The sequence below is a fragment of the Burkholderia lata genome (assembly GCF_000012945.1).
Classification (GTDB): Bacteria; Pseudomonadota; Gammaproteobacteria; order Burkholderiales; family Burkholderiaceae; genus Burkholderia; species Burkholderia lata.
Map to the genome: position 1 here is coordinate 2,017,382 of NC_007510.1, position 11,759 is coordinate 2,029,140.

The 11,759-nt window shown below is 60.7% G+C and carries 10 protein-coding genes; all 10 read right to left on the bottom strand.

Translation table 11 applies throughout. The annotated features are described in order from the left end of the window. Window positions 1-5 precede the first annotated feature (5 nt). Window positions 6-653 (bottom strand): glutathione S-transferase family protein, encoded by a 648-nt coding sequence (locus BCEP18194_RS15000; protein WP_011352140.1) that lies wholly within the window; start codon window positions 651-653, stop codon window positions 6-8. Window positions 654-773: 120 nt separating this feature from the next. Further along, window positions 774-1,766 carry an MFS transporter gene (locus tag BCEP18194_RS15005; RefSeq protein ID WP_244272971.1) on the bottom strand — a complete coding sequence of 331 codons (993 nt, stop codon included), beginning with the start codon at window positions 1,764-1,766 and terminating at the stop codon, window positions 774-776. After that, window positions 1,652-2,023, bottom strand: a complete 372-nt coding sequence (locus BCEP18194_RS42085) for a hypothetical protein (protein ID WP_244272980.1) — start codon at window positions 2,021-2,023, stop codon at window positions 1,652-1,654. The genes BCEP18194_RS15005 and BCEP18194_RS42085 overlap by 115 nt, the downstream gene beginning before the upstream one ends. Continuing rightward, window positions 2,020-3,408: a hypothetical protein gene (locus BCEP18194_RS15010; RefSeq protein WP_011352142.1), complete on the bottom strand. Its 1,389-nt coding sequence runs from the start codon at window positions 3,406-3,408 to the stop codon at window positions 2,020-2,022. The genes BCEP18194_RS42085 and BCEP18194_RS15010 overlap by 4 nt, the downstream gene beginning before the upstream one ends. A gap of 26 nt (window positions 3,409-3,434) precedes the next feature. Next, complete coding sequence (locus tag BCEP18194_RS15015; protein ID WP_011352143.1) at window positions 3,435-4,424, bottom strand: 3-oxoacyl-ACP synthase III family protein; 990 nt, start codon at window positions 4,422-4,424, stop codon at window positions 3,435-3,437. Continuing rightward, window positions 4,421-5,785: a hypothetical protein gene (locus tag BCEP18194_RS41670; protein ID WP_011352144.1), complete on the bottom strand. Its 1,365-nt coding sequence runs from the start codon at window positions 5,783-5,785 to the stop codon at window positions 4,421-4,423. Before BCEP18194_RS41670 ends, BCEP18194_RS15015 begins: the two co-directional genes overlap by 4 nt. Continuing rightward, the gene (locus BCEP18194_RS15025) at window positions 5,782-7,005 is read right to left on the bottom strand and encodes an aminotransferase class I/II-fold pyridoxal phosphate-dependent enzyme (RefSeq protein WP_011352145.1); all 1,224 of its coding nucleotides are present in this window, start codon (window positions 7,003-7,005) and stop codon (window positions 5,782-5,784) included. Before BCEP18194_RS15025 ends, BCEP18194_RS41670 begins: the two co-directional genes overlap by 4 nt. Further along, window positions 7,002-7,262: an acyl carrier protein gene (locus BCEP18194_RS15030; RefSeq protein WP_041492849.1), complete on the bottom strand. Its 261-nt coding sequence runs from the start codon at window positions 7,260-7,262 to the stop codon at window positions 7,002-7,004. The genes BCEP18194_RS15025 and BCEP18194_RS15030 overlap by 4 nt, the downstream gene beginning before the upstream one ends. A gap of 1 nt (window position 7,263) precedes the next feature. Further along, entirely contained in the window at window positions 7,264-8,190 is a 927-nt protein-coding gene (locus BCEP18194_RS15035) for a hypothetical protein (protein WP_157687183.1), read from the bottom strand. A 403-nt stretch (window positions 8,191-8,593) separates the two neighbouring features. Next, on the bottom strand, window positions 8,594-11,755 hold the full coding sequence (locus BCEP18194_RS15040; RefSeq protein ID WP_011352147.1) for a multidrug efflux RND transporter permease subunit: 3,162 nt from the start codon (window positions 11,753-11,755) through the stop codon (window positions 8,594-8,596). Window positions 11,756-11,759: the final 4 nt, after the last annotated feature.

Consider the following 11,759-nt stretch of genomic DNA (forward strand, 5'->3'; position numbering starts at 1 on the left):
AACGCTCAGGCAACCGGATTCATCCACTCGGTCAGCCCTTCACGCGCATTCAATTCCAGGAACGTCGGCGTCCCGCGAAGGTGCTGGATATAGCGCACCAGATTCGGCCACGTCGTTGCCGGGCGCGGCATGTTTCGCGTCCAGCGCATGAGCATCAGCGCCAGGAAGTCGACCGTATTCAACCGGTCGTTGATCAAATACGTCCGACCGTCGGACAGCAGATTGTCGAGATGCGCCATCGACGCCTCGACTTGCCCGCGCGAAAACACCTTCACCATTTCAGCACATCGCGGATCACCATCCTTCTCCGCATAAAACCAGTTTCGCATTGCCGGCAAGACGGAATTGGCGAGATAGATCATCATCTCGAACCACTCGGGACGTTCAGGCGCGCCCGGATGCGGAGCCAGGCCCGGCTCCGGATGACGTTCGGCAAGCAGCATCAGCAAGGCGGCCGATTCGGTCCGCGGGATGCCGTCGACGACCAGCGTCGGCACTCGGCCGGCGGGATTCAGCCGCAGGTACTCGGAATCGTGCTGCGCCCCCGTATCGATATCGACGAGCCGCGTTTCGAACGGCACGCCGAGTTCGATCAGCATCCAGTGCACGGCCATGCTTGCCGCGCCGGGCGAGTAATACAGAACGTAGGACATGGTCTGAGTTCGTCTCTTTGAGTTGAGTCGTATGCACGACGATCCTATGTCATCAATGCAAGATAATCAGCCGGAAGCCGGAAGCGTTGCCCCCTGCCGCCCGTCGTCCGTTGGCCGCACTCATTCGAACGTCGCGCTTCGTGGTTCATCGGATCCGATCGCCACGCCATCAGAAATTTGCCGCTGAAGTTGCCGGTGCGCAATCAGAATGAACGGCACAAAGACCGCACTCACGGCCGCAATCACGAGATAAGTGCCGGGAATGGCAAAGCGGTCGGCCAGCAAACCGCCGGCAAACGAACCGACGGGATACCCCCCATATACGATTACCCGAAAAAAGCCGTTCACGCCCCCGAGCAAATGCTGCGGCACCAACTCTTGCCGCATCGTGATAACGATGGATGACCAGATCGTCGCGCCGATTCCGGTCAGGAACAAGGCTGCTCCAACGATGACAGGCGCTTTCGTGACGCTGGAGATCAGTATCAGGAAGAGAATGCCGGCGGCGTCGACGAACAGCAGCATCAGGTTGTTCTTGTCGATCCGTATTCTTTCCAGCACCAATGCAGCAGCCACCGCCCCGCTGGCGAGCACCGCCATCATAAAACCGTACGAGCCTTTCGTCAGGGTTCTGGGAACGGCTTCTATCAGGTAATACGGCTCGAGGGAAAGCCACGCTCCCCAGGCGACAGACATGCCGAAACCCACCGCAGCCAACGGCGCCAGCACCCTGCTCCTCAGCAGCCAGACCACTGGATCGAGCAGGGATTTCGGAATGGAGCGCCGGGTGACATGCTCCGGGACAGCCGGTCGCGCGCCCCTGAGTAAAAACGACAGCAAGCCTGCCGATACGGCATAAGACAAAGCGATGATCGCAAGACCCAGCACCGGTCGGAAAAGACTGAGAGTCGACCCGAGAACCGGCCCAAGAAATTCCGAGCAAACCGTATGCGTAACCGCCAGTCGCGTATTGCTTCTGACGCGATTCTCGGCCGTCGTCAGATCCAGCACCAGCTTCGGCAACGACACTTCGAATAGCACATCGAACAATCCATATACGAACGCAGCGAAATAGAGATGGTAGAGCCCCAGCCGGCCGTGTAACGCAACGATTGCGAGATAGGCAAGACGCCACGGACAAGATGACACCAGAATGGCACCGACCTGACTTGCAGACGATCAACCAGCACACCCGAGAGCAAGCCGAACAGCGGCCAGCCGAGCGTCAGGAAAGTGAACACGTAGGCGACGTCGCTGGGCGCGATCGCGAGGGACAGCGCAACGAACGGGAGAAAAATCTTCTGGCTGCCATCCGTGAAATTGGACAGCGCAACCGATCGCCAGAGTTGCCTGAACCGAGCTCCGCTCATGTCGGCTCACCTCCAAGGTCGCGTTCGGAATGGGTGCCGCCGCCACTGTCCATGCGCGTTGTTTCCGAAATCGACGTACGTCGCGGAGATCCATTTGTCACGAACGTCGGACGAAGCGCTCCACTCTTGCCGACATTGACGACCGGGTCATGCGATGCCCGGCATAGAAATCCAGCCGGCTCCCCGCCGACCATATACAGCCCCATGTCCGTGTATGCCGCAAAGCGGCCGGGGTCATCGAATACAGGGTTCAGCACCTCTTGCCGATCGAGTTCGACCCACTCCTGCACGATATACCGGTCGAGTGTGGGCGACGCAACGAGTTCACGCCATTCGGCATCCGAGGTATGGCGACCGATGTGAACACCCCGCCCGCGGGATTCGATCACCTGCTTGAGCACGCACTGGTTCTTTTCATGCAACAGTCGTTCCCGTCCGCCGAATTGCTGCAGGCCATCTGCGCTCAGCGACCAGGTTCGCGCAACGAGACGTTTGATCGCGTCGACTTCCGGGCTCGATAGATGGCGCTGGACTCGCTCGGTATGCAGCATCGCAAGCATCCGCTTGTTCTCGGCCAGCAATTGCGAGGCAAACGAGTTGACGTATTTAAAGGCACCATCACGGACCGCTTCGAGGAACGGTTGGCGCACGGCTTCCGGGCCATAAATCCCGAGATCCATGTCGCCGGCCTCCGTCACGACAGCATCGAATTTCAGATAGGCAACCGTGACCGGCGTTCCTTTGTGCGTAAGTTGCCTGCCGTCGTAGTCCAGATCCTGCACGTCGCAGCGGATTGCCCCATATCCACGCTCCTGCGCCAATTCGGTCAGCCGGTCCAGATCCGTGACAATGCGACGGTGCTTGCTGCTGATGAACGCCATGTTCAACGGCGCACCGCGATCGACGAGCGACGCCAGATAGTCAACAAAATAGAACTTGTTATCGACGGTCAAAGGGACATGAGTACCGGCGATATGTGCGTTGAAGAATGCCGACGCACGGAATGCCTGATTGATGTCGCCCACCGTCGTCAGTGCTCCCGGGCACCCCGCATTCGTCTCCATCATCCTGACCCCGCCTCCCTTGACGATCGCGAGATCAAATCTCGCGAGATCGATCAATCTCGACGTCGATCCCGGGAAACGAACCAGGTCTTCCAATCCGTGAAGCTCGGGGAAATGGCGCCATAGCGAGCCATCGCTGCTGACTATTCCGATCGCCTTCTCGAGCGCGACCAGAACTTGTCTCGCGTCTCGACAAATCTCGTCGTATTCCCGCTCGGGAATCAGCAGAGGCGTAGGAGATACCGGAAACGGGCGATTCTTGTCGAGGAAGGTCACGCTATTGTGCATGGCCGCCCTCAGGGCGCTATAGTCGTCGGACATGGACACGATCCCTTATTGCGAATACGTCAGAATTCCAGCAGGAGCGATCCCCATGACAGCCCCACTCCGAAGCCGGTCAACAAAACCTTGCGTCCGGCGAGCGCTCGCTCTTGCATGATTCGACCAAGCGCGAGGGGAATGCTGGACGAAGTGGTGTTCCCTCCGTCCTGAAGGAGGACCGGCACCTCGGTGTTAACGCCGAACGGCAGGCGCTCGATCAATAGCTCAAGCATCGGGCGAGAAGCTTGGTGCAATACGACAATATCGACATCGCTCGGTTGCACACCGTTCGACGCAAGGCATTTCGTCATGCTTTCCGGCACACGTTTGCTGAAATAGCTCGCCAGCTTTGCACCATTCATCCGGACCGAATGCGCGTCGGCCTCCGGAACGGGCGTATCGTCCAGCAAATGGCTGGTGCGCCGCGCATCTCGCCACTGCGGTGTATGAAGCGCGCGCCACTCGCCTCCGTCGGTCCCGAAATCCCCGACACAGATTGCCCCGCCGCGATCGCGTTCAAGCAGCGTGGCTGTCGCCGCGTCGCCGAAAATGGCGGCGGTCTTCGGTTGATCGAGTGTCAGGAGACGGGAATAAGGATCGTTCGTGACGATCACCGCCCGATTCCAGTTCTGCGCTTCCAGCATTCCCCGACACAACGACAAAACATAGGGAAACGCAGAACACCCCAGCGATACATCGAATGCGGCCGGATGGCCCTGATATGACAACATGCCGAGCAACTGCGCTGCACTGTGCGGCATACTGCGGCCCGGGTTCTGCGTGACATAAACGAGGAGATCGATATCGCCGTCGCCAAAACCGGTCTGCGCCTGCAACTTGGCAAAAGCATCTCTCGCCAGTGGAAGCTCGCACTGGTCACGCTCCAGTAAAAACCGGCGACGAATACCTGTCTTGGCCAGTACCTGTTCCTCGGTTAGCCCAACTCTGCTGCCGTAAGCCTGAGCCGTTAGCATCGTCTCCGGAAATGCCCAGGCGATTGACGATACGCCGATCATGTCGACACCCCTTTTAGCGTATCGACGGCGGCAACCGTGGTCAGGCCGATATTGCCGTCGGTCGGCAACGCGAAAACGGCATCGTCGTCTGCCTGAGCACCTTGAATCCTGACAAGCCAGCCGTCCGGCTGATCTCCGAACACGAAAGGGCCAGCAGTCCCACTGCAATGCCTGAGTCCCAGGCTGCCGTCGTGATCGCGAAACCAAAGAGGAAACTTGTCGGCGACGACAAATCGCTGCACGACCCAATCCTCTCCATCGTCCCGCTTCATCTTGGTGCGGGAAATGATGTCGTCCCAAATGGCATCGTCGGTCCGGCTGCCGATGAATACCTGCTTGCCTACGTGCGACGCGCAGCGCTTCAGGACCAGCGTGCCTTTTTGCGCTCTGACGAACTTCTCCAGATCCACGATCTCGCCATCGACCGTCGTGACCTTCCTGTCCATCAAACGTGTCCATGGCACAAGTGCCTTGAGTCGACCGAGTTCCGGGTCGTCTTGCGACTGCTGGTCGAGGAACTCGCTCACCAGTGCCAGCGCGCCCTTGTCGTCGACGCCGATATCCAGCGGATCACCGAGCGTGATCGTCCGTGTCGAGCGGGCCGCGTTCAACGCCTGTGCCATGCCTGCAAGCAAGATCGGCTCGTGAAGGAAACAGGCGTCCCGATAGAAAATGCCATATTCCGTTTGACCGTCGGTGAGCCACTCCCCTTGCCGGAGCGCCTCCGGAAAAACCGTTCTCGCTGGAACGCCCAAACGAGCACTGATCCGAGCGGCCAGATGATCGGATTGGTCCAGATAGAATCGGCTGAAATCGGCGAGTGGCGTGATGCACACCGATTGCCGTGATGCCTTGGTCAACTGGTTTTGAATGAAACCCAGTTGACTCTCGAAAGGATTCTGCAATTCGTACGCGAGAAGACTGCCAAGACCTGAATCGAGGTAACCGTCCGTCAATACGCCGACCTCCTGAATCCCCCCCATTCCGGAATCCATATTGAACTCCAGGACCCGGAGCTTGCCCCCTGCCAGAATGCAGTCGGGACGCCCCATCAGCGGCTGCCTTTCCGCATCCCTGTATCGTTCCACGATCGAACGGTCGTGCGCCCTGATTGGCGCACGGTCGTCGAGATGTGCAAGCGACACTGCTCGGGCAAGCTGCATGAGCACGCGCAAGTCGTGTGACGCCTGTTTCAGGAACGCGGCCTCCATCAACACGGGTGCAATCGGGATATCGCCGTACTCGTAGCAAAATCCGAATTCCGCGTAAGCAGCGAGGAGCGCATCGTGCCAGCCCAAATCCGTGTGCAGGCACTGTGCCTCATTCGCTTTCAGTTCGATGAGGGGGCTCGCGGAACTCATAGAAGGCCAATGCTCCGTCCCACTTCCGCGAAAGTGACAAGCGCGCTCGAGATATCCGATTCCGTCAGCGACGCGCTGGCGTTGACGCGGATGCGGGCGCGATTCATCGCAACCGCCGGGTAACAGATCGGATTAACGAAGACGCCGCGCTCATGCATGCCGCGCGCGAAATTGAAGGCGGTCGCCCGATCAGGCATCGCGAGCGGGATGATCGGCGTCTCGCTATGCATCACGTCGAAGCCGACTTCCCGCAATCCGTCGCGAATCTGCCGCTCGTTCCTGTGCAGCCGCACCTGGATGTCGGGTTCGCTTTCGAGTATTTCGACCGCCTTGATCAAGCCACCGGCAACCGAAGGCGGAATGGACGCCGAGAAAATGTAGCCGTTGGAGCCGTAGCGAAGCAGTTCGCCGATTTCCTCGCTGGCACACGCAAACCCGCCCACTCCCGGCAGTCCTTTGCTCAAACTGCCGATCAGGACGTCCACCTCCTTCTCGAGTCCGAAGTGCGCCAAGGTTCCTCGTCCGTTCGGCCCGCAGGACGCCGTCCCGTGGGCGTCGTCGACGATAACGAACGCGCGATATCTCTTTGCCAGCTCGACAATCTGCGGCAACGGCGCAAAGTCGCCGTCCATGCTGAATACGCCATCGGTAATGATGAACTTGCGATCCGAGAGCGGCGCGGATCGCAACAACCCTTCGAGCTGTGCAACGTCCTTGTGCGAATACTTCACCTGCTTCGCCCGCGACAGCCGAATACCGTCAGCGATCGATGCGTGATTGAGCTCGTCGCTGTAAATAACGTCCGTTTCGCCTGCCAGTGTCGAGATCACGGCGAGATTCGCTACATATGCGCTTGAGTACGTTACGCACGATTCGAAGCGCGTAAACGCCGCCAGCGCGTTTTCCAGATCGAGATGCAACGCGGTAGTTCCGTTCAGGATCCGCACCCCGCTGGTCGTCGCACCGTGACGATCCAGCGCCTCGCGTGCGGCATCAACGACTTCATGCCGGTCGTTCAGCCCCGAGTAGTTATAGGAGCCGAAATGAATCTGCGGCACATCCGGATGATCGCCATGCGAGAGCCGTGCAGTCACTGTCCTGCCCGGCACGCCGGAACACACCCGGCTCCAGACCTGCTTGTTGCCGCTTTGTGTCAACCATTCGTTCAGTTTATTGAGCGCCCGAACCCGGGTGGAGCCGTCAAAGATATTCAACGTCATTCGACTTCCCCGTTCGCGTTCGCCTCATTGGTAATGCGGTCAGCAATTCTTCCGATGCTTTTCAGCCGTCCCACCTGCTCCTCATCTATCTCGACGCCAAAGGTGTCTTCAATGAATATTGTCAACTCGAGAACAGTGAAAGAATCGATCGCCCCATCCGCAAAAATTTCCGCATCCGCATCGAACTCTCCGGCCTTGATTCCTCCATGCTTGACCAGAAAATCCACGATCTTTTGCGCAATCTCATGCTGCTGCATATCAGATTTCCTTTCGGTTATAGTTGCCGATCAATGTCCGTATGGTGTTGGCGGTCTGCTGGTGAACCTCATCAAATGCCGCGCGCAGCACATCTGGATCCCGACCTGCATCCATCATCCCGCCAAGCAAATGTGCGGAATATCGGATATGAAATTTCTCGTCGTTGTAGATGGCAGAAAACGTGTCGTTAAGCCGACTCATCAAGGGATCATTGAACGCGGCTGTAATGTGCAAAACATGCTGAACGTAGAACATCGTCCGGACTTCAGCGGCATGAATAAAGCACATGAACCGATAAAGATCGCCACCCCATTTTTCATGCAGATCCATATAGTAAGGATCGATGTAGTCTGGCGGGCCGAGCATTTCATCAGGGGCATAGTGACCAAGATCCCTGAGCAGCTTCAAAAAAAGCATCCCGTGACGCTCTTCGTCTTCAGCATGGCTGATCAGGATTTTCCGATGCTCCCCGCCCCGCTCCTCCGCAACCAGCCGCACCCAACGCCCTCCGTGATTTTCCGTGAACGCGTGCTCTGTCAGCTTATCTTTGAGCTCGATGGAATCGATCATCATGACCGCATTGGCAGCCATCAGATCAACCTTCGCATACTGAGCACCGTCGCTGGCTTTCGCCAGAACCCGCCAGAAAACATCGGGGATCTTCATGCGCTTTTCGTCAGCCAGCGTACGCACCAATGCGACAGACGAGCCTTCGATACGGGGAGGCACGAACATTTCAATTCCCGGAATATGAGATATTTCGATGCGACTGGAACGGATATCGAGAATCCGTAGTTCACAAAACTTGAAACCGGCGTTCTTTTCGATTCGTTCTACAAAAAATGGAACTCGATCAATTTCTTGCTCATTACATCCAGCATCACAACATACCTGCACCCGAAACGATCGAATTCTTTCAAAAACCATTCGATCCATAAATCACAAAATAAATTACCTCTCCAGCCTTCCAAGAACAAGCTGTCAATCCTCCCAGTACGAACTCGTGAAAGCACTCAATTCGTGCGTGTAATTAATAAAAATTTCCCACACAACGACGGAATCGCAATACGAACGAAAAGAAGCGGGACCCTGTCGAATGACAGATAGCTGGCCGCCCCATCGGGAGCGGCCGACAACGGAAAATGCGTCATGCGGTGAAAATGAAAGGGAGCGGATTACCCTGGCGAGTCGTTCGAGTTCACAGCGCCGAATCAAGCGTCACTGCAAACCGTCCTGTGCACCCGAAATGACACGGCCTCGTGGTGATTGACGGGGCCGCTGAGACCATTGGCAAGGAGTGCCGGGAGGCGACTTCCTTCTTCAACCCAAGTCACTCCCCCACCGCCTCCGCCTGCCGATCCTCCCGCTTCGCCACCGCCACACGCCGTCCCCGTCGCCCAACCGACGCCACGACCCGAAACGCCACCGGCGCGAACACGAGCCCGAACACCGTCGCCGCCAGCACGCCTCCGAACGCGCCCGTGCCGATCGACCGCCGGCTTTCCGCCCCCGCGCCCGTTGCCAGCACGAGCGGCACGACGCCCAGCAAGAACGCCATCGACGTCATCACGATCGGCCGGAATCGCGCCGCGGCCGCATCGACCACGGCCTGCCGCAACGGCACGCCGTGCCCGGCCAGGTCACGTGCATACTGCACGATCAGGATCGCGTTCTTCGCCGCCAGCCCGACCACGGTAATCATCCCGACCTTGAAGTACACGTCGTTCGGCATGCCGCGCGCAAGCGCTGCGGCGATCGCGCCGATCATGCCGAGCGGCACGATCGTCAGCACGGACAGCGGAATCGTCCAGCTTTCGTACAGCGCGGCCAGCGCCATGAAGACCGCGAGCACCGACAACCCGACGAGCAGCGGCGTCTGCCGCGCGGCGACCTGCTCCTCGCGCGCCGCATCGACCCAGTCGAAGCCGATCCCGGCCGGCAGCGCACCGGCAAGCCGCTCCATCTCCGCCATCGCCGCGCCCGAACTCGTGCCGGTCGCCGCCCGGCCGCTGATGTCGAGCGACGGATAGCCGTTGTACCGGTTCAGCATCACCGGCCCGATCGTCCAGTGCGGCGCGGCAATGGCCGACAGCGGCACCATGTCGCCGGTACGGTTCGGTACGGTCAGCGCCATCAGTTGCGTATCGGTCGCGCGTGCGACCGGATCGGCCTCGATGATCACCCGCCGCATCCGGCCCGACGCCGGGAAGTCGTTGATGTAGTTCGAGCCGAACGTGCCGCCCAGGAGCCCCGCAATCCGCTCGAACGGTACGCCGAGCGCATACGCCTTCGCACGATCGACATCAAGCTCGATACGCGGCGCGTCCGGCAGGTCCTCGAAATGCACGGCGGACAGCAACGGATCCGCCTTCGCGCGTTCGGCAAGCTGCTCGCGGGCCGCTTTCAGCGCGTCGAGCCCGACCCCGCCGCGATCCTCGAGCCGGAACGTGAAGCCGTCCGAATGTCCGATGCCGCGCACCGAAGGCGGCAGCGCCGCCTCGACGTCGCCGTCGAGGATCGCGCCGAACCGCCCGTTGAGCCGGTCGCGCAACGCCATCGCGTCGACGTCGCGCTTCGCCCAGTCCTTCAATTCCACGAACGCCATCCCGACGTTCTGCCCGCTGCCGACGAAACTCCAGCCGATCACGCTCGTCACGTTCGCAATCGCCGGCTCCCCGTGCAGGATCGCCTCCACACGCTCGACGACCGCGAGCGTACGCGCCTGCGTGGCGCCGGCCGGCAACTGGATCATCACCTGCAGTTGCCCCTGATCTTCGGTCGGCAGGAAGCCGCCCGGCATCATCCAGTACAGCAGCCCGCATCCGATCACGAGCGCGACATAGACGGCCACGACCATGCCGGTGCGGCGCACGGCAAACACGGCGACGCGACGATAACCGGTTTCGGCGCGCGCGAAGGCCGCGCCGAACCGGTCGGCCAGACGCGCGCCGATGCCGCGTCGCCGCGCACGGCCGGTGCCGCCATCGTGTCGCGCGACCGGCTTCAGCAGGTTCGCACACAGCGCGGGCGTGAGCGACAGCGCCATGAACGACGACACCAGCATCGACGCGATCATCGCCACCGCGAACTGCCGGTAGATGCCGCCGACGCTGCCCGGGAAAAACGCCATCGGCACGAACACGGCGGTCAGCACCGCGGTCACGCCGACGATCGCCCCGCCGATCCGCTTCATCGCCCGGCGCGTGGCATCGCGCGGCGACACGCCCTCCTCCATCACGCGGTGCACGCTCTCGACGACGACGATCGCATCGTCGACCAGGATGCCGATCGCCAGCACGAGGCCGAACATCGTGAACACGTTGATCGACAGCCCGAACGCCCACATCGCGACGAACGCGCCCATCAGCGTGACCGGGATCACGACGGTCGGCACCAGCGTGTAGCGCAGGTCGCGCAGGAACAGCCACATCACGCAGAACACCAGCACGACGGCCTCGACGAGCGTCAGCACGACTTCGTGGATCGCGATCTTGACGAAGTGCGCACCGTCGAACGGAATCTCGACCGCGACGCCCGGCGGCAATGTACGCGACAGCTCGGCGAGCCGTGCGCGGATTGCATTCGACGTTTCGAGCGCGTTGCCGCGCGGGCCGAGCTGGATGCCGACCGTCGCGGCCGGCCGGCCGTTCAGCCGCGAATAGAACGAATAGTCGTCACGGCCGATCTCGACGCGCGCGACATCCGCGACGCGCACCACCGAGCCGTCCTGTTTCGACTTCAGCACGATCCGGCCGAACTCCTCGGGCGACGTAAGCTGCCCCTTGACCACGACCGTCGCGGTGAGCTGCTGGCCGCGCACGAACGGCGCGTCGCCGATCGCGCCGGCCGTGACCGTCGCGTTCTGCGCGCTGATTGCCGCGATCACGTCGTCGGCGCCGAGATCGTATTCGCGCAACTTGGCTGGATCGAGCCAGACCCGCAGCGCCTCGTCGGCATCCCACAGCTCGGCGGCGCCTACCCCCGGCGCACGCTTCAGCTCGCGCAGCACGTAGCGGTTCAGGTAATCGCCGAGCTGCGCGGAATCGCGCGCGCCGTCGGTCGACGTCAGCGTGACGAGCATCAGGAACGTGTTCGCCGCCTTGAACACGCCGATCCCCTGCTGGACGACCTGCTGCGGCAGCCGCGGCTCGACCTGCTTCAAGCGGTTGTTGACGTCGACGAGCGCGATGTCCGGATCGGTGCTCGGCGAAAACGTCACGTCGATCTCGAGGTTGCCGTGGCCGTCGCTGCTCGTCTCGTAGTAGAGCAGCCCGTCGGCGCCGTCGAGGCTTTCCTCGATGATGCTGCCGACGTCGGCATCGACCGTCTCGGTCGACGCGCCCGGATAGGACGCGGTGATCACGACCCGCGGCGGCGCCAGGCGCGGGTACTGCGCGATCGGCAACTGCGGAATGGCCAGCACGCCCGCGACGACGATCGCGAGCGCGACGATCCACGCAAAGACGGGACGGTCGATGAAGAATGACGGCATCGGC

What these genes read in the sequence shown, in the direction of transcription:
- BCEP18194_RS15000 (WP_011352140.1), bottom strand. Translation starts at nt 653, where the DNA reads ATGTCCTACGTTCTGTATTACTCGCCCGGCGCGGCAAGCATGGCCGTG.
- BCEP18194_RS15015 (WP_011352143.1), bottom strand. Translation starts at nt 4,424, where the DNA reads ATGATCGGCGTATCGTCAATCGCCTGGGCATTTCCGGAGACGATGCTA.
- BCEP18194_RS15025 (WP_011352145.1), bottom strand. Translation starts at nt 7,005, where the DNA reads ATGACGTTGAATATCTTTGACGGCTCCACCCGGGTTCGGGCGCTCAAT.
- BCEP18194_RS15030 (WP_041492849.1), bottom strand. Translation starts at nt 7,262, where the DNA reads ATGCAGCAGCATGAGATTGCGCAAAAGATCGTGGATTTTCTGGTCAAG.
- BCEP18194_RS15010 (WP_011352142.1), bottom strand. Translation starts at nt 3,408, where the DNA reads ATGTCCGACGACTATAGCGCCCTGAGGGCGGCCATGCACAATAGCGTG.
- BCEP18194_RS15035 (WP_157687183.1), bottom strand. Translation starts at nt 8,190, where the DNA reads ATGGTTTTTGAAAGAATTCGATCGTTTCGGGTGCAGGTATGTTGTGAT.
- BCEP18194_RS42085 (WP_244272980.1), bottom strand. Translation starts at nt 2,023, where the DNA reads ATGAGCGGAGCTCGGTTCAGGCAACTCTGGCGATCGGTTGCGCTGTCC.
- BCEP18194_RS15040 (WP_011352147.1), bottom strand. Translation starts at nt 11,755, where the DNA reads ATGCCGTCATTCTTCATCGACCGTCCCGTCTTTGCGTGGATCGTCGCG.
- BCEP18194_RS41670 (WP_011352144.1), bottom strand. Translation starts at nt 5,785, where the DNA reads ATGAGTTCCGCGAGCCCCCTCATCGAACTGAAAGCGAATGAGGCACAG.